Consider the following 23,837-nt stretch of genomic DNA (forward strand, 5'->3'; position numbering starts at 1 on the left):
AACAAAAATTAATTAAGCTGTCGCGCCTACAAGTTGCACCATTTTTATTGTAGATAAAAGCTTCACACCCTCTCCCTTTCTCCCCTGCTCCCCTGCTGTCTCAATGTGCAAATTAAATGCTTAACAGCTTATAATTTTTGCGTTATGGTCAAGACTCAGGTCTTGTAAAAGCTGCTCCTCCTGGCAAAGACTGTGGGGCCAAGGTCATTACCGACATGAGAGTTAACTGCATCAGTTCCACATACGCCTCGATGTCAACTTGATCAGACAAAAGCATATCTCGATAATCTTGCTTAATCTGACGCAATTTCTGGAGAGCAACATCTGGATCGGTCTGCAAGGTTGCCTGCCATTCATCTAGCAGCAATAAGGTATCCATGACAAACTTTCTGCGCTGCTTTTCTAAAATCAAGCGGCACTCGTCAGCAAATGTCTGCGTTTTTTGTTGCAGTTGCTCGTAAATTTCTGTTGTCACTGCTCCATCGATAAACCTTAATCGATGCTCCTGTCTTAAATCTTCTATTCCTTTCAATGCCTCTTGAGGATTTTCTGCCAACAATTTCTTAAGTTCAGCAACTCGGTTAACAGTTGTCCCCAGCAACTTTTGAGAACTTTGCTTGCGCCACTGTCTGACTACTAATCCCATAGCACTGGTGAACAGTAAAATAAACACCCCAGATTGCAGGTCACTATTTTTTTGCCAATAACGAATAAAAGCTGCACGCGGGTCTCCATCCTCAAATACCTCCTGTGCTGCTGGGTGAACGTAAAATAATCCCTTTCGTAGCGGTTCGGAAGATTCTGTATTCTGAAGTTCTGGATAAAACTCTGAGTAAGTTCGAGCTGTGGAGATAATTGACCAAGTAACCAGTCCTACCTTATGTCCATCCATATTAGGACGAGTGACCAGAACTGCAGCTGTTGAAATAGTTGATACGTCCTGTTCTGGAACAGATGGCCGTGAAGCGTAAGTTCCCATCGGCAATGTTGCGGTTTGATAGGAACCAGGCTCAAGAACGATCAAGTTATTGATTAAACTTTGTTGAATAGGGATTATCCTGAGATTAGGATTATTTATAAATTGTTGCCGCAGCTTTTGATTCGCACCGAGACTTCCTACGTAGGCGATCGCATCTAGCTGACTAGCGTTCAATTTCTTAAACGCTGTATCAAAGTCCGAAGCATCCTCTTGAATTTTCAACTTGTCGGCTTTGATCAGTTGGCTGGTAGTAAAGCTAATGCCGCTACCAGGTGTACCAATAGCCACTCGCTTACCTTCAAGATCAGCAAAACTCCTCAGCCCTGAGTCCTTTCGGGCGATAATATGTACATACTCATTAGCTAAAATTGCTACTGCTTGGATTTTTCCCTGCCGCATTGCCTGGCTTGCAATATCCAACTGCACCAGAGCAAAATCCACTTGACCTGACAGCAGACGTTGTAGATTTTCACGGGAACCCTGCGAGTCGAGATTGCGAACTTTTAATCCTACCGTTGTCTGAGTAGAATGGCTAATTTGTTCGCCTACGCGGTTATAAAAGCCACCAGCAGTGCCACTGGACAATGAAACACTATCCGGCTGAACACTACAACTGCTCAAAACCGATATCACAGTGCCACTTGCTAAACCACCGAAAATTATAACAATTGCTCTAGGACAACGCCTAGATTTCAATAATGAGCCAAAAGAACTAACTAATTGCTTTGACCAGCTTTGCTTACCAGACAGTTCGGACACTTTTCTCCTGCGGTCTACACCGACCGCTTTCTCTTAATGAAAAAAATTTCAGGGTTACACTTCAGCAATATCATTTATTTGTTGTGTATCCTTACTTTCATAGAGTTTAATTTAGGCAGTTGGAAATTTGCAATACAATGATTGGAAATTGGTGATTGGGAATTGGATTCTACTAGCCTGCCAAAAAGATTTTGACAGGCACAGGGATTGGGTAAGGGGAAAAGGGGCGCATGTTTTTAATTTCTTTCCCTTTCCCCTTTTCCCTTTAAGCGGTCTCCAAGAGTCAAAATTTGCGTGGTGAACTACTACTATTAGTCTCACATCTGGCCCACTACCCATCACCCACTACCCATTACCCATTACCCAGTCCCCAGTCCCTTGATTACAAATTTGGCAAATCTACTGTTTGAAGTACAGTGGTGCAACGGGCATTATAGTCTGAGAAATTCTAAATTTTGCACGAATGTTCATACCTTCCACTGCTTTGACAGAAGCTGAGTTGGAATCAGCAATTGTTCGTAACCCACTGATTGTGTCACCTGATACATCAGTGATGGCAGCAATCGCCCAGATGAGTGGCATTCGTGCTATGTGTTCATCTTCAAGAGAGGCAGATACTGAAATTGCAGCCCTACACCTGGAAGCACGTTCGAGTTGTGTATTGATTGTGGATAACAATGAATTATTAGGTATTTTTACTGAAAGAGATGTGGTTCGCCTCAGTTATCAGAAGCGATCGCTAGACAATCTGGCAATCAGTGAGGTAATGGCACATCCAGTTATTACTTTACAGCAATCTGCATTTACCAATCTCTTTCTGGTGGTGAATCTGCTCCAGCAATATCAAATTCGCCATTTGCCTCTGCTCAATGAGCAAAACGAAATTGTTGGGCTACTGACCCATGAGAGTTTGCGACAAGTATCACGTCCAATAGATTTGCTACATCTACGCCTTGTAGCAGATGTAATGACCTCTCAAGTAATTTGTGCTGCTCCCAGTGTTTCGATGCTGACGATTACTCACCTCATGGCGGAATATCGGGTGAGTTCAGTAGTGCTGGTGGAAGAACGTGTACAACAGACACAAGGAAAACTTTTACAAATACCAATTGGCATTGTCACAGAGCGAGATATCGTACAATTTCAAGCATTGCAACTAGATTTTGAGCATCAAAAAGCACAGGCTGTCATGAGTACACCAGTTTTCTCAGTCAGTCCTAATGACTCTCTGTGGATGGTTCAACAGGTGATGCGGCAATACTTGGTGAAGCGAGTAGTGGTAGTTGGTAGGCAAGGAGAGTTGTTGGGGATTGTAACTCAAACTAGTATTCTCAAAGTACTCAATCCTCTGGAGTTAACTTACTTAATTGAAGCATTAGAACATCGGGTGTGTCGATTAGAAGCGGAGAAACTAGAACTGTTGCAAAATCGCAATGCCGAATTAGAAAAGCAAGTTCAAGAGCGTACAGCTACCCTCAAAGCAAAAGCAGAACGGGAGCGATTAATTACAAAGATTGCTACGCAAATCCGTTCTTCGTTGAACCTACAGAATATTCTCGAAACTACAGTTGCGGAAGTGCGATCGCTCTTAAAGTGCGATCGCGCTGCCATCTGGCAATTCCAAGTTGACTGGAGCTTAGTTGTGGTTGCTGAATCCGTGAATCATGGTTATGTTTCTTACTTGGGTAAATTAATTGACGATACTTGTTTTGGGTCTAATTGGGCTGCGACTTATCGTCCTGAACGGACTCGTGTTGTCTGTGATATCTACACCACACAGATGAGCGATTGTCACCGCCAACTCCTAGAAAAATTGCAAACTCGCGCCAAAATTTTGGTGCCAATTATCGAAGGTAACAATTTGTGGGGATTGTTGAACGTTGTTGAAAGCCATGCACCTCGACAGTGGCAAGTTGAAGAAATCACTTTATTACAACAGCTTTCGACTCAACTGGCGATCGCTATCCAACAAGCTACTGCATATGAAAAACTGCAAACAGAACTAGCAGAACGACAACGAACAGAAGCACATCTACGGCAAAGCGAACAACGATATGCTTCTTTAGCCGCCGCCGCTCCAGTAGGTATTTTCCGCACCGATGCTCAAGGAAACTGTGTTTACGTTAATGAACGCTGGTGTAAGATTACTGGACTGACTCCCGAAGAAGCCAACGCAAATGGATGGGTTAAAGGACTTCACCCCAATGACCGAGAACAAGTTTCAACTGAGTGGTATTCTGCTGCTTTGGAAAATCGTCCTTTTCAGCTAGAGTATCGATTTCAACAACCTAACGGCACGGTGAGTTGGGTATTTGGACAGGCTGTTGCGGAGTATGATGTAGCAGGAAACATTACAGGCTATGTGGGCACAATCACTGATATTAGCGATCGCAAACATGCAGAACAACAACTCATCTACAACGCGCTGCATGATGCTCTCACAGACTTACCCAACCGTAACCTGCTAATGGAACGGCTGGAATTAGCTATTAACCGAGCCAAGCGAATTGAAAATTATCATTTCGCAGTTTTGTTTCTCGATATGGATCGGTTCAAAATCATTAATGATAGCTTGGGACATTTAGCAGGAGATCAATTACTAACTATCATTGCCCAAAAGCTAAAATCTAAAATTCGTGCAGTCGATTTAGCAGCTCGCTTGGGTGGCGATGAATTTGTAATTTTGCTGGAAAACCTAGCAGGAATTGAAGAAGCAATTGTAGTTGCTGAGAGGATTTTAGCAGAATTTCAAGCTCCATTAATGCTCAATGGCTATGAAGTTTTTATTACTACGAGTATTGGTATTGTTTTCGGAAAAGATAATTATCATCAAGCCTCGGATTTACTGCGAGATTCAGATATTGCCATGTATCGAGCCAAAGCTCAAGGTAAAAGCTGCTATAAAATCTTTGATAGTCAGATGCACACTCAAGCACTCATCCGACTCAATTTAGAAAATGACTTGCGTAAGGCTTTGGAACGACAGGAGTTTATTGTCTACTATCAGCCAATTATTGATATCAATCATAACCATCTGATTGGGTTTGAGGCGTTGGCGCGTTGGCAACATCCTACCCTCGGATTTATGACTCCAGGAGAATTTATGCCCATAGCTGAAGAAACAGGGCTGATTGTGCTTTTAGATAGCTTGATACTCTACACTGCTTGTCAGCAAATTGTAACCTGGCAAACTCAGTTTTGTAATCAATTTCGGCTCAAGCTGAGCGTTAATCTTTCAGTTCAAGACCTTCGCCAACCCTCTTTAGTTAAGGATATAAAACACATTCTGACTCAGACAGGCTTAGATGGTCACTGTTTAACTATCGAAATTACGGAGGGTATACTAATTGAGAATATTATTGAAACACTCAAAATCTTAGAGCAGTTAAAAGCACTAGGAATCCAAATCAGCATTGATGATTTTGGTACTGGTTATTCATCGCTCAATTATCTACATCGATTCCCTGTTGATACCTTAAAAATTGATCGTTCTTTTATTCATCACATGCAGGAAGGTAGCCGGAATTATCAAGTTGTCAAAACTATAATCACACTCAGCAATCAACTCGGATTAGAAGTTGTGGCAGAAGGTATTGAAACACAACAGCAGCTTCAATGGTTACAGGAGTTAGGATGTGAATTTGGTCAAGGTTTTTTGTTTTCTCGACCTCGAGCAGCTGATGAGATTGAAGCAATATTTTTGACAGAAAAAATGGAAAAACTATAATAATTTAAATTTTTTAAAACTTCCTGATGAAAGTAATCAAATAATGACACAGAACGACCAGACAAATAAAGTGATTGTGCAAATTGAATGTGTTTTAGCTGAATTGAAATTATTTTTTATTGGACTGGCGCCCTGCTTGAATAAACATTCGAGTAGATAGCGATAAAAAAACATGGGGCCAAATGTACCAAAAAAAGCCCCACCAATAAATTACCCCACACCCCACACCCTACCCCCCACACCCTGTTGATGAATTCTTCACTGGCTGAGGGTCTTTTCAATGCGGCGGTCAGGAATCAGCCACATAACTGCAACCATAATGTACAATGCACAGGCAAACCACGAGTTGACAAAGGCACACGGAATTGCTATGGCATAGAATACCACCGATACCTTTCCTTTGAAGTCTGCACCTAGTGCGATCGCTAGAACAGAATCTTTACCGTGGTGAGAAATCAGGCTCCGGGTCAGAATGAAGTAAGCTATTGCAGCACACAATAGTACGATACCATAAAGTGCAACTGGCAAGGCGCTAAAGTGGTTCTCACCCATCCAGCCTGTGACAAAAGGAATTAACGACAACCAGAACAGCAAATGCAGATTAGCCCAAAGGATACGACCATTAACATGGCGGATCGCCTGTAGCAAGTGATGGTGATTGTTCCAGTAGATACCAAGAAAAACAAAACTCAGCACATAGCTGAGCAATACCGGAATCAGCGGACGCAGTGCAGCCAAATCAGACCCATGCGGTACCTTCAGTTCCAGCACCATGATAGTAATGATGATAGCGAGTACGCCATCGCTAAATGCTTCTAACCTGCCTTTCCCCATCTGTGTACGTACTCCTTCTCTGCTTACTTGAGAGCAAATAAGCATAGCTTAAATTAAAAGCGATCGCTTCGCCAATGGCAAAAGCGATCGCTTGAACTGGGGACTGAGGATATAGAATTTAAACCAGTACACAGTTAACACTTATGAAGCTGATAACTGTTTGTAAACTTTAGTGGGTTGTTGCAGCAGCTCAGTGTATAGTTCGCTTAACTGTTGAGCGACACCATCCCAACTAAACTTTGTAATCACCCGTTGTCTAGCTGCTTTGCCTAGTTGGTTTCTGTAAGCATTGTCACAGAGAATTCGGTCAATTGCTTGTGCAAAGGCTACTTCATCTTTCGCTGGAGCAAGTAAGCCAGTTTTTTCTGGTACAACAGTAAATTGCAGACCACCTACATCACTAGCAACCACCGGAGTTCCACTGGCCATTGCTTCAATTGCCACCAAACCAAAGGGTTCATAGTGGCTAGGAACAACGCAGACATCAGCAGCGGCGTAGTAAGTCGGCAATATTTCATGATCAAGGTTGCCAGGAAAAGTAGTAAATGAACTCATTCCTAGTTCGTTGACAATACTTTCAATGCGATCGCGTTCTATGCCATCACTCTGACCTGGACGACTACCACCGCCAATAATTAGTTGCAAAGGCGCTTTGCCACGTAATTGTGACTGACTCACAGCACGTACTAAGGTTTCAATACCTTTGCGTTGGTCAAACCTGCCTACGTAAAATACTACTTTCGTTTCGGGGTCTATTCCTAATTTCTGTCTGGCTGCTTGCCGTGCAATTGAGCCAAATCTTTTAACATCAGTACCACAGGGAATGATATCAATATTACCTTTAGAAGAAACAAGCGATCGCATGTGTTCTTTTTCTTGCGGACTGGTCGCAACAATTCGTTCAGCTGTCTCTAAAACTTCTTTTTCAACTGCTAGACGAGTCTTAGAAATTAGCGGAATTGTAGATACTGACTTATATTTCACTGCTCCTAAAGAGTGGTAGGTATGAACTTGCTTTGTATCTTGAATTTTCTTGAGTTGCATTCCTACCCAGCTAGAAATCCAGTAATTTGTGTGTACCAATGAATAATGAATACCTGATTGGTTCTGGAATTTTAGCAGTTTTTCAACAAACTCTGGCGCATATCCAAAAATATTATCTCTAGGCACAAACTCAGTAGGGCCAGCTGTTAACCTAATCGTGCGACAATTTTCACTATGTTCAACTACCGTTGCTTGTTCACTACTTGCTCTGCGAGTGAACATATCTACTTTCCACCCCTGTTTGGCTAATGCCTCACCTACCTGACGCACATAAACATTTTGTCCCCCAGCCTCTTCTTTACCAATTTCGATCGCAGGATCGCCGTGAACAGAAATTAAGGCAATGTGCTTACTAATTGTAGAGTTCATAAATGTGTTAGAGCGCTAATTTTAATAAATAGATGTGGGGTGCGGCAGAGGTTAACATTAAGTTACTACCTCGATGCATCCCAAAATTGATAACTAAACTATAATTGATGAAATAGTTGCTCAAATCTATTCTAGGAATGAGTTTGAAGGGTAAAAAGCTTCATTCTTGAGAATTATATTTTTCGCAATTATGCATTTTTTGTGATTTTTTGCCTCTAACTAGAGGTATTTTCATCCTTGGTTGTGGACGAACTAGATGAGTAGCTGACTTGAAATTGCTGAAGAGCAATTGGCTTTATCTTAGCCGAGAGAACGGCATCAAAGCCTTAACAATAGTGTGCTACTCTCGGCTAACGCTACTACAAAGACCTAATTTTATTCCAAAATCAAACCTAATTCCTATATTTGGCAAAAAAAACCAGAATAGGGATTGCATTTGTGAAGCATCTGGATTAATAATATGGATGCGATCGCCAAATTCCTAATGTCTAAGTTAATTGATTTGTATGACAGAAGTCAATCGAAGAGCTTTTTTGAGCAGAGGGAGAATAGAGACTTTTTTTGCGGCTATTAACTTAGCAAAGTTACTTTAGATTTATATATTGTACCAGTTGGGTTATTGACATTTTTCTGGGGTGGGCACTGCTAGCAGCCGCACAGGCGGCGCGCCAATCGCTACGAATCAAACAAACAAGTCAAATCTTCTTCCCTTTTGCCTCCTACCCCCTGCCTGGTGAAAAAAAATTCACTAATTGCTTCGTGAGCGTAGGTTTTTACGCGATCGCCACAAATTACTCACACTTTATACACATTTTTCCTCCTATGTGTTTATAATGCAAGCAGCTACTTGCATAATTCTCATGACAAATTTAGCATCAAGGACTGGACAAACTCGTGCCAGGTTGATTAAGGCAGCAACAGAGGTGTTTGCCAATGCAGGTTTAACTAAAGCTACAACGCGTGAAATTGCTCGTGTTGCTGGAGTCAATGAGGTGACTCTGTTTCGCCATTTCCAGTGTAAAGAGCAACTACTAGCAGCTGTCATCCAGCAGGCTGTAGCTTTACAGGCCGAGTCTTTAGCTCATCAGGATGAATGGACTCAGAATCTATATATTGACTTGAGAGATTATGCAAGGCTTTGCAGCCGGGTAATGGAGGAGCATGAAGCTTTAACTCGGACATTTATTGGAGAAGCGAAGCGATATCCAGATGCAGCTCGTCAGATTGTCTACGAGACTGATAAATTGCTGCGCCAACAGATGGTTGCCTATTTACAGAAGGCTCAAGAGAAGGATGATGAACAGGGTGTGGCGCAACGGGTCTGGGGTGCAGTGAACCCCATACTTAAAAGCAGGGGTTTCAAACAAGGACTTCGTGTTTCTCATACTACGTCAAGCGAAACACATTTTGAGAAAGATTTTCATACTTAAAAGTAGTTGCTCTGTCCCAGGAGTTGGGGCTATTCTTTTCCCCACACCCCACATCCCACACCCCACACCCCGCCCCAACGGGGCTTGGTCAAGTCCGCCGAGATATAGATCTAAGAGCATCTGTGGATAGTTTCGCTGGTATGCTGCTTCATGGGATGCTGCGTTGTAGCGATACCCCGACTAAATTATTGGGCTATAGTCACGAATGCTACATCGACACTTGTGTTGAGGTGTTTGTGCGGGGTATTGGCACTTCGCTAATTAATAAAGAAGATTCCTGACCAACATCAAGCACAATGATGATTACACTCAAAATTGAGTTTTACAAATCATAGGTAGAGAAAACATAGAAAAAAACGACTGAAATATCTTTTATATAAAGCTTTTTCAGTCAAACGTAGATTGCTAAAGTCTAAATCTAAAAGACGAGACAACGAAAGATGCCCGACTCTCAACTCCCTGATTCCCCAGTTTCTATTGAAACAGAACAGCCTTCTGTTACTGATTCCAATCAAGTTCAACAACAACCACCTCAGCCAAAAAAAAAGCGACCTTGGTCTTTAATATTGGGAATTATTTTGTTACTGGTAGGTGGTGGTTTGGGTTGGCGCTGGTGGCAAAATAGCCTTGCCAGTAATCCACCCCAAGGCGCTGGCGCAGCTAGTAAACCAATGGGGATTCCCGTCAAGCTAGCCACAGTGGAGACTGGAACTATACAAGAGACTACCGAGTTAGTTGGCTCTTTGGAGGCTAAGCGCTCAGTGGCACTCAAGCCACGGGTTGAGGGGCGAATTAGTGAAATTGCATTCAAAGAAGGCGATCGCATCCAAAAAGGGCAAGTCGTGATTCGCCTGCAAAGTGATGATGTCCAAGCCCAGCTATTACAAGCAAAAGCCACACTAGAACAATCCCAAGCACGTCTTGCCGAACTCAAAGCAGGTACGCGCACTGAAGAAATTGCCCAAGCCAAAGCTACCTTAGCTCAAGCCAAAGCTCGCCTATCTGATGCTCAAGCCGGAGCGCAACCAGAAGAAATTGCTCAGGCTCAAGCTCAAATTGATTCAGCTAAATCTGATTTAGATTTAGCAAAGGCACGAGCCAGGCGATACCAACAATTGAGACAAGATGGCGCAATTTCTCAAGATACTCTAGAAGGATATCTTAAAGAACAGCGTAGTGCTGAAGCTGCACTGGTTGTAGTCGAGCGACGCTTAGAACAACTCAAAAAAGGCAGACGCTCTGATATTGATGAGCTAGCCGCTGCTGTGGAACAACAGCAACAAAACTTGAGGCAATTAGAAAACGGTTCCCGCCCAGAAGAAATTGCTCAAGCTCGTTCTCAAGTATCTCAAGCAGCCGCCCAAGTCAAAGCCGCCCAAGTCCAATTGCAATATACAAACGTCATAGCTCCTTTTACTGGCATTGTTGGTGATATCCCAGTCAGGGTAGGAGAGTATGTCAACAAGGGAGATGAACTCACCACACTGACCAAAAACGACTCTTTGGAACTTAATCTAGCCATTCCACTAACCCAAGCAAAACAGTTGCGTTTGGGATTACCTGTGGAAATGTTGGATGCTCAAGGCAAAGCAACAGCTACGGGTAAGGTGAGTTTTATCTCCCCAGATGCCAATACAAATTCTCAGTCAGTTTTAGCTAAAGCCTCCTTTATCAATTTCGGAAACCAACTGCTCAATCGTCAGTTAGTACCAACCAAATTGATTTGGGACGAACGTCCAGGAATTTTAATTCCAGTTACAGCAGTATCTCGTTTGGGTGGACAGACTTTTGTCTTTGTTGCTGAAGCCCCAGAAAAACCTCAACCTGGAGGGCCATCTTTAGTAGCTCAACAAAAGCTGGTGAAATTGGGAAGCATTCAGGGAAATAATTATCAAGTACTCGAAGGACTCAAGGCTGGTAACAAAATCGTTGTTTCCGGTATTCTCAACCTCACTAATGGTGCGCCTATCATACCTACATCTGAAGGAAGGGGTGATGCAAAGCCATAACTGTTACAAGGGGTGTGAGAAATAAATTATCCTGAGTTCGACGGAACCTAACCCCAACCCCTCCCCTACAAGGGAAGGGGCAAAAAATCTAGACATTGATACAGAAGAATAAGGTTTTGAAGCCTCTCCCCGCTTCGGGGAGCCAGTGGGGTCTTGGGGTTTCCCCCTTCGGGTTCGGCAGTGACGCTCCTGCGTCGCTAACGCTTCGCTAACGCAATCGGCAAAAGCCGCCAAGACTGCGACTGCCTCACCAAGTGGAGCATCTGGCCTGGTCTCCCCCATGAGCAACTGGCGTTGAGAGGTTTGGAGAGGGGTCTTTTAAATCTGTCGAACTCACGTTCAATTATCGTGGTTGTATTTGTTGACTGATGAACGCCAGTTGCAAAGGCTGCCGGCAAAGCCGTCCAACGCACTGGCTCCTGATGACTGTGAGTCCCTAGTCCCCATTACCCCTAATCCCCACTCCCTCCGGTCGTGGGGGCCCCGAGTTCCCCAGTCCCTAGTCCCCAGTCCCTAGTTCTCTTTATAGCCTCCAGCATAGTTAATTACACAAATTGTTTTATAGACTTTGTGAGTCCCATAAGCAACACCAGCGACTTTGAAGGCACCGTTAAAGATGTTTTTTCGATGACCTCGTGATGGTACTCCGTCATCAATAATTAATTGCATAACAATATCTTGGGCTGTGTTTGGGCCATAGCTGATATTTTCGCCTGCGGTGGTTTGCCATTTACCGTAGCGGTTGATGCGATTAAAGGGGTCACTGCCATCGCTGCCATTGTGACCCGTTATACCCTTTGGGCCCTGGTCTAGGACATGATCTCTAGCGCCCAAAGACATGCCCCTAGATGCAGTTAATCCACCCACTGGACGAACTGTCTTGAGAAATGCGATCGCCTCATCAACTGGTTTTACCCCTTCAGTAGTTAGCAAATAGGTATTACTGGATAATCTGACGCGGTTGCCCTGGAAGCGCTTTCTATAATTTTCCAGGATGGGAATATATGCTTTGGGATTTGTCCGCACCTTGGACATTTCATCAATCACCTGTTGCTCTAACGGCGAGAGATAACTTCCCTTTGCCAATACAGTTGGACTAGCTGTTTGGACAATATCCCGCCTAGATTTTGCTACAGATGAGTTAGGGGGAAGCAATTGATAAGAACAGTTAGTTATTAGGAAACTAGCGATAAATACGTAAGGTTTAACGCAGTGCATTCACTATCTCTCATTCTTGTACTTAGATTTTTGTTGGGCTAAATAAATGCACCACGCATTTGCAAATGATGCTTTAAGCTCACCATTAAGATGAGCAGGCAAAAGTAGTTACAAAAATTATTGTAATATTTACAACAACTTAATGTAAAGATCATTTTTTTAAAAAAAGTATAATTATTTTTAAGTAGAGAAATAATTATCAATAAACAGTGGGTAGCAGGGCATAATAAACCCTTTGGGGATTAGAGGCAGCAGGGTGGTTTCATACAACGAGAGAAAAATTAGAACCAGGTATCAAAGCCTCTGCCCTCGTAGGGGCTAAGGTGTACACACAAGTTGGAAATAATTGACAAATTAGGGTTTTACCCCACCCTAACCCTCCCCTTGTCAAGGGGAGGGAACTTTGTGTGGACACCGTAGATGCTTGAGCCACGGGGAGGACAAGGTTAGAGCGAAAGCCCCGTGTATTTAAACCAGGATAAGCTTACAGAGCAACTATCTAGATGCAGCAAAAAAGATTATAATTCTCTTGGATAAAAGATAAATATAAAAGCATTAACACAAATTTATACTTTTCGTACTTATCAAAATATATAAATCGAAAAAACCTGACTACAGCCGATTTTCTATCTAGGCTCTAGATAATCTAGATAAATAGTCGCAATAGCAACAGAAATGATTTCAAAAACTCTCAATGTTGAAACGTTTGAAGATTGGAACCAAAATAGGATTCGGTTTTGCCATCAGTGTAGCGCTTTTAACCACGATTGGTCTAATCTCCTACCAAAGCACCAACGAACTGATTAAAACTTCGGGCCGAGAACAACACACCTACCAAGTGCTAAGTCAGCTCGAGGAACTTGGCTCTCAAGTGACAAATGCTGAGACTGGGCAACGTGGTTACATTATTACTGGAGAACAGCGTTATCTAGAACCTTATCAAGCTGCTATTCAAGTTATAGAGCCAAAAGTCAAGGAACTGAGGCGGTTAACGGCGGATAACCCCAATCAACAGCGTCAACTTGATATTTTAGAGCCATTAGTTAACAAGAAGCTGGCTGAACTTCAACAAACCATCGATTTGCGTCAAAACCAAGGCTTTGAAACTGCCCAGAAGGTGATTCAAACAGGAGAAGGCAAGGAACTGATGGGTGAGATTCGCAAGACTATTCGATCGATGCAAGTTGAGGAAGATAGGCTGTTAAAGGAGCGATCGCAAAAGTCACAAGTAGCTACTCAGCAAACCATCGCTACCATTACTTACAGTATCCCCATATTATCTTTAATTTTAGCTTTAATTGGATTTATTTTAACGCGACATATTTCAAGACCGCTGAAAAAGTTTTCTGATGTGGCAGAAAATATTGCAGATAGCAACTTATTGGTGAGCTTACCAAATAGCGATCGCCAAGATGAAATTGGCGTGTTAGCGCGAACATTCAACGAGATGATTGTTCATCTGCGAAACACAACTCAAAAAAACGACGAGCAAATTTGGCTCAATTCTAATTTAGCCAGGTTTACTCAGATGCTCCAAGGACAGCGGGATTTATCAAGTGTATCTCGTTTAATCATGTCAAATCTCGCACCATTGGTTGACGCACAACAAGGCGTTTTTTATGTGATGGATAGCATTGATAACCAACCTGTGCTGAAATTATTAAATAGCTATGCTTACCAAGAACGCAAACACCTAGCAAATCAGTTTCGCTTGGGTGAGGGACTAGTAGGGCAATGTGCTTTAGAAAAACAAAGAATTCTGTTAACTGAAGTTCCCAGTGATTACATCCGCATCAGTTCCGGCTTGGGAGAAGCGACACCAATTAATATTATTGTGTTGCCCGTGCTATTTGAGACAGAAGTCAAAGCTGTAATTGAACTTGCTTCATTTCACCGCTTTAGGGAGATGCATCTGGCATTTTTAGAGCAATTCAGTGAAATTATTGGTGTATTTTTGAATAATATCGCTTCCAGTTGGCAAACTCAACAATTACTAGAAGAATCTCAAGCTTTAACAGAAGAATTACAACTCCAGCAAGAAGAACTCAAACAAAGCAATCAACGTCTAGAAGAGCAAACACACGAGTTAGAACAATCTCAAATACTGCAAAAGCAACAGCAAGAACAGTTACAGCAATCCAACGAAGAATTACAGCAACTGAATGAAGAGCTAGAAGAAAAAGCAGAATTGTTAGCACAGCAAAATCGAGAAGTTGCTCGCAAGAACCAAGAAATTGAGTTGGCAAGGCAGTCTTTAGAAGAAAAAGCAGAACAACTGATGTTGTCTTCTAAATACAAATCAGAATTTCTAGCCAACATGTCCCATGAATTAAGAACGCCGCTTAACAGCTTGTTAATTTTAGCAAGGTTGCTCTCAGATAATTTGACGGGTAACTTGACTGAAAAACAGGTAGAGTATAGCCAGACAATTTACTCTGCTGGTACAGATTTATTGGAATTAATTAATGATATTTTAGATTTAGCAAAAATTGAATCTGGAACTGTTTCAATAGAAGTTGAAGAAATTAGTTTTGAAGATTTACGGCAATCTTTAGAGCGGACTTTCTGTGGACTTGCAGAGAATAAAGGTTTGAGTTTTGCAATTGAACTAAATGAAGATTTGCCCCCAACAATTTCTCACGACCCCAAACGCCTGCAACAAGTATTGAAAAATCTGCTAGCTAACGCTTTTAAGTTTACTGAACAGGGAAGTGTGAAGTTACAAATAGGCATGGCTACAGAAACAGCCCCAGGCGATAATCCGATGATTGCCTTTGCAGTTAGGGATACTGGTATTGGGATTCCCGCCGAGAAACAGAAGATTATTTTTGAGGCATTTCAGCAAGCAGATGGTACCACTAGCCGCAAATATGGGGGAACTGGCTTAGGCTTATCCATTAGCCGTGAGTTGGCTCAACTGCTAGGAGGGAGAATTGAATTAGTTAGCCAACCAGAACAGGGAAGTATTTTCACCCTCTACCTACCCCAGACTTATGCTTTATTACCCACTCCCAACTCCCCACTCTCAACTCTACTCTCAACTCCACTCCCAACTCCCCATCGCCCCTTATCCCCTCCAGGGGCCCCGAGTTCCCCACTCCCCACACTTCCTAGTGAAATTGCAGACGATCGCGATAGAATTCAAAGTGGCGATCGCATCCTACTAATCGTAGATGATGATGACAAGTTTGCCCGCATTTTACTAGACATGGCGCGTCAGCAAGGCTTTAAAGTCATCGTTGCTTTACAAAGCAAACAAGGTCTAACACTAGCACAACAGTTTAAACCCGATGCAATCACTTTAGATATCCATATGCCGGGGATGGATGGCTGGACAATGTTAGATCGTCTCAAGCGTGATCATGAAACTAGACACATTCCCGTACATATATTTTCAGTTGACGACAGAGAACAACGAGGATTACAGCAAGGAGCAGTCACTTACCTGCAAAAACCTGTATCTCCAGAAGCGCTGACTCAGGTATTCACTGAGATTAACAGCTTTATTGAGCGTAAGGTGAAAAATCTGCTAATTATAGAAGATAATGCTGTGCAAGCCCAAAGTATTATCGAACTGATTGGTAATGGCGATGTTCAGAGTACAGCAGTAAGTACAGGAGCAGAAGCAATCCAGATTTTGCAATCTCAGCGATTTGATTGTATCGTGCTGGATTTAGGTTTACCTGATATGAGTGGGTTAGAACTGATTGAGCAAATCAAGCAAAAACCCAACCTTTTGAAACTGCCAATCATAGTTTACACCGGCAAAGAACTGACTCGACAAGAAGAAACTCAACTCAGGCGACTAGCAGAGACAATTATCATAAAGAATGTGCGATCGCCAGAACGTTTGTTAGATGAAACTGCCTTATTTTTACATCGAGTACAGGCTAATTTACCCCAACCTAAACGTCAAATATTAGAGCAACTGCACCAAAGCGATCCTATCCTTGCTCATAAAAAAATTCTGATTGTCGATGACGACTTGCGAAATATCTTTGCCCTCACCAGTTTTTTAGAAGGATATCAAATGCAAGTGCTGTTTGCTGAAAATGGTAGAGCTGGTATTGAGGTACTGCAAGCAAATCCTGATACTAACATTGTTCTCATGGACGTGATGATGCCAGAAATGGATGGTTATGAGACTACCCGCGCCATCCGCCAGCAACAGGAATTTCGCTCACTACCAATTATTGCCTTAACAGCCAAAGCCATGCCAGGCGATCGTGAAAAGTGCATCGAAGCAGGCGCTTCCGATTATATTACCAAACCCGTAGATACTGAGCAACTGCTGTCACTGCTGCGAGTTTGGCTGTATCGATAGCCAGGAGTGCTAAGAGGTTGTTTGAAAAGTATTATTAACGCCTTGCGCTGATTCTTTGATGTTTGTTATGGGTTGGCTTCAGCCAAAAATGTCAAAGTGGGAGCGACTAAAGCCTAGGGGAAACACCTAAAGATGAAAGAGAAAGCTGTTGCAGCCTGCGCGTAACCCTAAAACGTGAAGACGGAAGCTGTTGCAGGGACGACGGAAGCTTTTGCAGCCTGCGCGTAACCTAACCCTTTTTGCTAGTATTAACTAAGTTGAGCAAAGTTTTACTGTAAAAAGTTACATATAGTTCATAAAAGCTCGACAATCACAAACAATCATTTTATGATTATGTAATAAGCTTGATGTTTGGCAGGGCGAAGCGGGGGCAAAATCCCTGGAGTCCCGCCAAAATCGCCAGAACCTTGACAAATCAATAATTACAGCGTTTTAATAGTTAGGGTAAATGCAACTATTTTGCAATAAGAGCGGCTGAAATTAACCAAAATTTCTCCCCCGCCAAAAACCCTCCCAGGAACCTTGTTTTGTAACGGTTTCAGACTGAAGTGTTTCACATTCCTACTACCCCGCAAGGGGATTGAAACAAGCTATCGTATTAACTATTTCTTCAAGAGTCGTTAGGTTTCACATTCCTACTACCCCGCAAGGGGATTGAAACGGCTCATCTATGTTAAGTTCATCAGCAATTGTGTTGGTTTCACATTCCTACTACCCCGCAAGGGGATTGAAACCCAAGCATACTGATGTATGCATCAGTTTTTTTGAAGTTTCACATTCCTACTACCCCGCAAGGGGATTGAAACAATTCTTCAAAAAAAGACATAATTCAACTCCTTTTTGTTTCACATTCCTACTACCCCGCAAGGGGATTGAAACAGCTTCAAAGCCGCTTCACTGCCACCGACAGCGGCAAGTTTCACATTCCTACTACCCCGCAAGGGGATTGAAACTAACTTTTACTGACGGCATGATGCGCCTCGTCAATAGTTTCACATTCCTACTACCCCGCAAGGGGATTGAAACAAATCGGGGTGTGGAATCCAGGGATAACAAAAGACCAAGTTTCACATTCCTACTACCCCGCAAGGGGATTGAAACGTTTGTGAATTGCCCAAGAGTGTTATTTATTCTGTTCGTTTCACATTCCTACTACCCCGCAAGGGGATTGAAACACTTCAACCAGTCTGGGACTGCTAGCAAGAATGTGGTTTCACATTCCTACTACCCCGCAAGGGGATTGAAACCTAATAGATATACGCTTACCACCAAAAAAGTTAGGTTTCACATTCCTACTACCCCGCAAGGGGATTGAAACCTACCATTAACTGAATAATTATCAACTCCAAATAATGTGTTTCACATTCCTACTACCCCGCAAGGGGATTGAAACTTAGAGAAAGTGCTGGATCAAGGAGATATGGCGATCGCGTTTCACATTCCTACTACCCCGCAAGGGGATTGAAACGTATGTCCATTGCTGGACACCAACTCGGCACAATTGGTTTCACATTCCTACTACCCCGCAAGGGGATTGAAACACTTCTAAGCATTCTGCTATTAGCTTCAGGGTCTTTATGTTTCACATTCCTACTACCCCGCAAGGGGATTGAAACTAAATCTTGCATAAGAAAAATTAATGCAAGGAGGTGTTTCACATTCCTACTACCCCGCAAGGGGATTGAAACCTCTCGGTATGTCATCTGGGACATGAGGGCTAGCGTTTCACATTCCTACTACCCCGCAAGGGGATTGAAACTTAATACGAGTGGAGGGACGGGCGATTGCTAATAATTAAGTTTCACATTCCTACTACCCCGCAAGGGGATTGAAACAAGAATGAGAATCATTATCTATCTTATCCCCTATCCCGTTTCACATTCCTACTACCCCGCAAGGGGATTGAAACCGTGTAAATCTGATTTGGAGCTTTATAAAGATGTAGCGTTTCACATTCCTACTACCCCGCAAGGGGATTGAAACTTTAATCTTATTTCTGGTTGCTTTAGACTTTTGAGCGTTTCACATTCCTACTACCCCGCAAGGGGATTGAAACCTCCCCATTAAGGAAATAATCAAAGCGATCGCCTTGTTTCACATTCCTACTACCCCGCAAGGGGATTGAAACAATTCTTTCGCAAGCAAATTCGTAGAAGTCTTTGTCAGATGTTTCACATTCCTACTACCCCGCAAGGGGATTGAAACTAGGTCATGACCATATTAACAGCAGACAGGGATATATGTTTCACATTCCTACTACCCCGCAAGGGGATTGAAACGCGATTTGAATGTTGTTGGCTTTGGCGAATAAATTTTGTTTCACATTCCTACTACCCCGCAAGGGGATTGAAACATATATATAGCTTGCTATTTCTAACTCCAGGTCAACGTTTCACATTCCTACTACCCCGCAAGGGGATTGAAACTGACCAGCTGCTTTTAGTCGAAAAGGCTCAATTGCAGGTTTCACATTTCTACTACCCCGCAAGGGGATTGAAACAATTGATGGTGCGTTGCGCTTGGCGACAACACACCTTATACCAATTCTCTCAAATCCAGCAACACATCCAAACCCCAAAACCCAGACCATATCTGAGTAAAGACGATTCGCCGAATCGTCTCTACAATTACGAATTACGAATTGGTATTACCGATGGAGGATTTGGGTGAGGAACTGATCACAAGTATCAAAGCCTCATTAGCAATTTGATTTTCCCCTGCTCCCTTGCTCCCCTGCCTCATTCCGGTACAGACACAGGCACCCCGTTATCCGTGGGTTGCAATTGCAGGATAAAGGGAACTGCTTTTTTTACCCACTCGGAAGCAGATGGGTAATCAGCCGCTTCTTTTCCAAAACCGATTTGCAACATATCAGTATTAATGATTCCAGGATTGAGGGGAACAGCAGCCATCCCAGGGGGTAATTCTTGAGCTAGAGAACGAGTTAACCCTTCAATTGCCCACTTGGAAGCGCAGTATGGTGCAACTTCAGGGGATGTAGAACGCCCCCAGCCAGAACTAAAGTTAACTATGATGCCGTGTTTGTTTGCTACCATTGCTGGGACAAAGTGGCGAATTACATGAAAAACTCCTTTGATATTGATATCAATTAGCTGGGAAAACTCCTCAGTAGGAACTTCCCACAGAGGTGCTAAATAATTAATAATTGCCGCATTGTTAATCAGCAAATCTGGTGGTTGATATTGGCTGAGTAAATGCTGTGCCCAAGTTTGGACTTGCTGTTCATTGGTGACATCTACCACAGCAAAATCGTGGGGCGAACCAAACTGTTGGCGTAGTTTTTCCACAGCAATTTCTGAACGAACGCAACCATAAACAGTGTGTCCCTGATGAATAAACTGCTCAGCCATAGCATAACCAAGACCTCGGCTGATACCAGTGATAACGATGCGCTTGACCATATTTTCCTTATTTGATTGAGATAGCATCCACTCGATCCCATGTCACACCCTGGCAAAATTCATCTACCCAAGACGCTAGACTACGGGCATTAGTGCTAGCAGATAAATTTACTTTCTTGGGAATGTCTGGTGGTTGCGCCTTCACATTGCCGTTGGTGTGAACATCTTTAACTACGGTGAATTCGGTAGCTAATGCCGATGTTGGCAGGGTTTTGGCTATGACAGGAACCTCGGTGGTAATTTCTAGCGATCGCACTGATTTGCGATTAATGGTAATATCGTTAGTCACTTCTAGCAATGCTGCTGTTGATCTCATTAGTTGATTTTGATCTACTAAACTAGAAGCCTGCTTGTTGGAGTGTGGCGTCCTTCCAAGAGACTGGGGAGCAATCTTAGTTACAATAGCCATCGCTGGCACTGGTTTTTGAGTGCGAGTAACCCCAGCGTTAGTTGTAAATGATACTACTGGCTTATACGCCCTTGCCAATTCCAAAGGCTGTTTTTGGGTATGTAACGCCGAAGTTGGAGATTGGTGAGTAATTTGAGTCACAGCAACCGATGCTACATGTTTATCCTCACAAGGTTTCTCTTGTAGAGACTCACTTTCAACTTGGTTAGCAGCTAGAGAATGCTTTAAATTGATTAAATCTAATTCTTCATCGGGATTAAAGTTGAGGCCTAAAGCCGCAACTATTTCATCAGGATTATTATTTAGCTCCATAATAAAAGCTAGTATTTCATCAAACTGAGCTTCTAAAACAGACATAGTAGCCAAAATAAAACCAGACGAAGGACGCCGCAGACCATCGTACGTCCCCCAAACTCGCATTTTGACCAACCAAGAACGATTTTGTTCGTAGTAACTCAGCCACTTCAGTTTTAAAGATTGTCGTAGCTGCTGAATGTTCATCGGATGCCTCACTTCAGACAACAATAGTGCAGACCTGTATATTTTTAATTAACTTTATCCGTGCGGATGAGACCGATGGTAAAGCATCTGTTTGACTCTTTGACCACCTAATAAGTGTTGTTCTACCACTAGAGGTACTTCTTCGGGTAGAACGCCGCTATACCAAACCATATCAGGCAATACTAAAAGCATCGGCCCATTACCGCATTGTCCCAAACAGCTACTAGCCATCACTGTCACACCTGGGATTGGCAAAGCTGCAAAAGCTACTAATACCTTTGCAGCACCTTGCTTTTTACAAGTGCGATTTTGGCAAACCCGCACACACTTAGGAAAAGTTGGTTGGTCTGTTTGTGGAAAGTTAGATGTTTTCGTAATGTCAGTCATTTGTCATTTGTCAGTTGTCAGTTGTCAGTTGTCAGTTGTCAGTTGTCAGTTGTCAAAAGTCTGAGTGTATGACTAATGTCCAAGCCCGCAATGGGAGCGGGAACAGGCAACAGTTTTTTCTTCCCAATTCCCAATTCCCAATTCCCAATTCCCAATTCCCAATTCCCTCTTAACATTGATGACTAATCTATTGACAGTCCTTTTGAGGCCAGCCATTCACGGTTGAATATCCGCGATTGATAGCGCGAACCACTATCACATAAGATGGTAACAATGGTGTGTCCTGGCCCTAATTGCTTTGCCAAGGCAACAGCAGCCGCAACATTAATACCCGTCGAACCACCCATTAATAAACCATCTTTTTGCAGTAGTTGGTAAACAACCCGCAAAGCTTCCTTGTCATCTATCTGGATGGCATCATCAGCGGGTGCGCCTTCCATGTTGGCTGTGACGCGACTGTTACCGATTCCTTCGGTGATGGAATTTCCTTCTATCTTGATTTCGCCAGTTTTGATATAACTATAAAGTCCGCTACCCAGTGGATCGGCGACAACGCATTTAATCGCCGGATTTTGTTCTTTGAGGTACAACGCCACCCCGGCAAAAGTACCACCAGTACCGGTTGCAGCTGTCCATGCATCAATTTTACCATCTGTCTGGGCCCAAATTTCTGGGCCTGTGGTTTCGTAATGAGCGCGACGATTGGCTAAATTATCAAACTGATTCGCCCAAATAGCGTTTTCTAATTCAGCGGCAACTCTGCCAGATAGCTTGACATAGTTGTTTGGATCTCTGTAAGGTACAGCAGGGACGGGACGAACTTCTGCCCCTAATGCTGTCAATGCATCTATTTTTTCTTGTGATTGGGTATCGGGAATAATAATTAGGCATTTGTAGCCTTTGGCGTTGCAAATATGGGCTAATCCAATGCCAGTATTACCAGCGGTTCCTTCTACGACGGTGCCACCAGGCTTGAGCAAACCTTTTTCTTCGGCGTCTTGGATAATGTAAAGTGCGGCGCGGTCTTTGACTGAACCGCCAGGATTGAGAAATTCGGCTTTAGCGAGGATTTCGCAGCCTGTTTCTTCACTAAAGCTGTTTAAACGAATGAGGGGTGTATTACCAACTGTGCCAACAAAGCCATTTTTAATATCCATTCTGACTCTACCTGTGTTCTTACCTATAAAAATTTTGGCTGATAGCGGTGGCATGATTTACAGCCTGATGCTGATCGCCTATTTCTATTCTCAACACAAGTGCGTAGAAATGTAGCGGTTTGTTGTGAAAAATTGCTGTTACACTTGACTGCTATTCAAAACTAAGTCTGGTATCAAGCGATCGCATCTAGTAGCCTGCCAAAAAGATTTTGACAGGCACAGGGATTGGGTAAGGGGAAAAGGGGCGCATGTTTTTAATTTCTTTCCCTTTCCCCTTTTCCCTTTAAGCGGTCTCCAAGAGTCAAAATTTGCGTGGTGAACTACTAGATCATCCTTGGTGGAAGTTTTGGTAGCAATAGCAACATGAGATCTGATCTGCATTTCATATTGATTTCATTTCTGAGTGGCAAGCTAAGAAGTGAATATTGAATTAGGAAACTGTGAGATCAGACTCATGCAATTTTGTCTATTGAAAAATGGCTTTTTGGCGTTGACATTTGTAGCGATCGCCTCAACCAACGGCTTAATAACAGCCTGTTCCAATACCGCTTCCCAGAACCAAAGCCAAGCGCCAAACACAACCACTACCAATACTAGCGACAAGCAGGTGCTAAACCACAGCATGGGAATGGATTTAGGCCCAGCTGATGCTAACTTCGATTTACGGTTTATCGACGCTATGATACCGCATCATCAAGGGGCTGTGGAAATGGCTAAAGAAGCGCAGACAAAATCTAAACGTCCTGAAATCAAAAAGCTAGCAGACAATATCATCAAATCCCAAAATCAGGAAATTACTCGGATGAAGCAGTGGCGACAAGCTTGGTATCCCAAAGCCGGAAATCAACCAATGGCTTATCACAGTAAAATGGGTCACATGATGGCAATGTCATCTGAGCAAATGAAAGCCATGATGATGACTCAGGACTTGGGTGCAGCCGATGCTCAGTTTGATTTGCGCTTTATTAATGCTATGATTCCTCACCATCAAGGGGCTGTAACAATGGCACAAGATGCCTTGAAAAACTCCAAACGCCCTGAAATCAAGAAATTAGCTCAAGAAATTATCAAAGCACAAGATACAGAAATTAACCAAATGCAGCAGTGGCGAAAAGCCTGGTACAGTCAGTAATACCGTTTTACTTTAATGTTGATACAAATAGGGAGCAGGGGCGCGGGGGAGCAGGGGTGAAAGAATTTGTATCAGTGATTGAGTAAAATGGTATAACCTAAAATCCATTGGCTGCTATGCAGCATTCTCAATTAAC

15 protein-coding genes and 1 CRISPR repeat array are annotated in these 23,837 nt (G+C 42.9%); of the genes, 7 read left to right on the forward strand and 8 right to left on the reverse strand.

The window, feature by feature from the left end:
* Positions 1 to 148 precede the first annotated feature (148 nt).
* A complete protein-coding gene (locus tag I8748_RS17465; protein WP_198125841.1) occupies positions 149 to 1,738 on the reverse strand; it encodes a TAXI family TRAP transporter solute-binding subunit in 1,590 nt (529 codons plus the stop codon).
* 463 nt (positions 1,739 to 2,201) lie between these two features.
* Between I8748_RS17465 and I8748_RS17470 the strand changes: the two genes are divergently transcribed.
* Positions 2,202 to 5,465 (forward strand): EAL domain-containing protein, encoded by a 3,264-nt coding sequence (locus I8748_RS17470; RefSeq protein ID WP_198125842.1) that lies wholly within the window; start codon positions 2,202 to 2,204, stop codon positions 5,463 to 5,465.
* A 258-nt stretch (positions 5,466 to 5,723) separates the two neighbouring features.
* Here I8748_RS17470 and I8748_RS17475 read toward each other — a convergent pair whose 3' ends face one another.
* Both I8748_RS17475 and I8748_RS17480 read right to left on the reverse strand, forming a co-directional pair.
* Positions 5,724 to 6,344 carry a TMEM175 family protein gene (locus I8748_RS17475; protein ID WP_225896457.1) on the reverse strand — a complete coding sequence of 207 codons (621 nt, stop codon included), beginning with the start codon at positions 6,342 to 6,344 and terminating at the stop codon, positions 5,724 to 5,726.
* A gap of 96 nt (positions 6,345 to 6,440) precedes the next feature.
* Positions 6,441 to 7,712 carry a glycosyltransferase family 4 protein gene (locus tag I8748_RS17480; RefSeq protein WP_198125843.1) on the reverse strand — a complete coding sequence of 424 codons (1,272 nt, stop codon included), beginning with the start codon at positions 7,710 to 7,712 and terminating at the stop codon, positions 6,441 to 6,443.
* Positions 7,713 to 8,572: 860 nt separating this feature from the next.
* Between I8748_RS17480 and I8748_RS17485 the strand changes: the two genes are divergently transcribed.
* The 3 genes from I8748_RS17485 (at position 8,573) to I8748_RS17490 (ending at position 11,151) form a co-directional block, all read left to right on the forward strand.
* The gene (locus tag I8748_RS17485) at positions 8,573 to 9,142 is read left to right on the forward strand and encodes a TetR/AcrR family transcriptional regulator (protein WP_225896458.1); all 570 of its coding nucleotides are present in this window, start codon (positions 8,573 to 8,575) and stop codon (positions 9,140 to 9,142) included.
* A 122-nt stretch (positions 9,143 to 9,264) separates the two neighbouring features.
* Positions 9,265 to 9,423 carry a hypothetical protein gene (locus I8748_RS34635; RefSeq protein WP_214662620.1) on the forward strand — a complete coding sequence of 53 codons (159 nt, stop codon included), beginning with the start codon at positions 9,265 to 9,267 and terminating at the stop codon, positions 9,421 to 9,423.
* Positions 9,424 to 9,582: 159 nt separating this feature from the next.
* Positions 9,583 to 11,151 carry an efflux RND transporter periplasmic adaptor subunit gene (locus tag I8748_RS17490; protein WP_198125844.1) on the forward strand — a complete coding sequence of 523 codons (1,569 nt, stop codon included), beginning with the start codon at positions 9,583 to 9,585 and terminating at the stop codon, positions 11,149 to 11,151.
* A 513-nt stretch (positions 11,152 to 11,664) separates the two neighbouring features.
* Here I8748_RS17490 and I8748_RS17495 read toward each other — a convergent pair.
* On the reverse strand, positions 11,665 to 12,369 hold the full coding sequence (locus tag I8748_RS17495) for a CAP domain-containing protein (RefSeq protein WP_198125845.1): 705 nt from the start codon (positions 12,367 to 12,369) through the stop codon (positions 11,665 to 11,667).
* Positions 12,370 to 13,063: 694 nt separating this feature from the next.
* Between I8748_RS17495 and I8748_RS17500 the strand changes: the two genes are divergently transcribed.
* Both I8748_RS17500 and I8748_RS17505 read left to right on the forward strand, forming a co-directional pair.
* Positions 13,064 to 16,693: a response regulator gene (locus I8748_RS17500; RefSeq protein WP_198125846.1), complete on the forward strand. Its 3,630-nt coding sequence runs from the start codon at positions 13,064 to 13,066 to the stop codon at positions 16,691 to 16,693.
* A gap of 550 nt (positions 16,694 to 17,243) precedes the next feature.
* Positions 17,244 to 19,193: a CRISPR direct-repeat array (repeat unit 37 nt; unit sequence GTTTCACATTCCTACTACCCCGCAAGGGGATTGAAAC).
* Between the two features lie 5 nt (positions 19,194 to 19,198).
* A complete protein-coding gene (locus I8748_RS17505; protein WP_198125847.1) occupies positions 19,199 to 19,363 on the forward strand; it encodes a hypothetical protein in 165 nt (54 codons plus the stop codon).
* Between the two features lie 68 nt (positions 19,364 to 19,431).
* On the opposite strand, the gene I8748_RS17510 is transcribed toward I8748_RS17505, so the two are convergent.
* From I8748_RS17510 to I8748_RS17525, 4 genes are all read right to left on the reverse strand, one after another.
* A complete protein-coding gene (locus I8748_RS17510) occupies positions 19,432 to 20,142 on the reverse strand; it encodes an SDR family oxidoreductase (RefSeq protein ID WP_225896459.1) in 711 nt (236 codons plus the stop codon).
* Positions 20,123 to 21,025, reverse strand: coding sequence for a DUF5331 domain-containing protein (locus I8748_RS17515; RefSeq protein WP_198125848.1), 903 nt, complete (start codon positions 21,023 to 21,025; stop codon positions 20,123 to 20,125). The genes I8748_RS17510 and I8748_RS17515 overlap by 20 nt, the downstream gene beginning before the upstream one ends.
* A gap of 54 nt (positions 21,026 to 21,079) precedes the next feature.
* A complete protein-coding gene (locus I8748_RS17520) occupies positions 21,080 to 21,412 on the reverse strand; it encodes a (2Fe-2S) ferredoxin domain-containing protein (RefSeq protein ID WP_198125849.1) in 333 nt (110 codons plus the stop codon).
* Positions 21,413 to 21,594: 182 nt separating this feature from the next.
* Positions 21,595 to 22,569: a cysteine synthase A gene (locus I8748_RS17525; protein WP_198125863.1), complete on the reverse strand. Its 975-nt coding sequence runs from the start codon at positions 22,567 to 22,569 to the stop codon at positions 21,595 to 21,597.
* 454 nt (positions 22,570 to 23,023) lie between these two features.
* Here I8748_RS17525 and I8748_RS17530 point away from each other — a divergent pair, with 454 nt between their 5' ends.
* Positions 23,024 to 23,701 carry a DUF305 domain-containing protein gene (locus I8748_RS17530; protein WP_198125850.1) on the forward strand — a complete coding sequence of 226 codons (678 nt, stop codon included), beginning with the start codon at positions 23,024 to 23,026 and terminating at the stop codon, positions 23,699 to 23,701.
* Positions 23,702 to 23,837 lie beyond the last annotated feature (136 nt).

Source organism: Amazonocrinis nigriterrae CENA67, from assembly GCF_016056305.1.
Classification (GTDB): Bacteria; Cyanobacteriota; Cyanobacteriia; order Cyanobacteriales; family Nostocaceae; genus Amazonocrinis; species Amazonocrinis nigriterrae.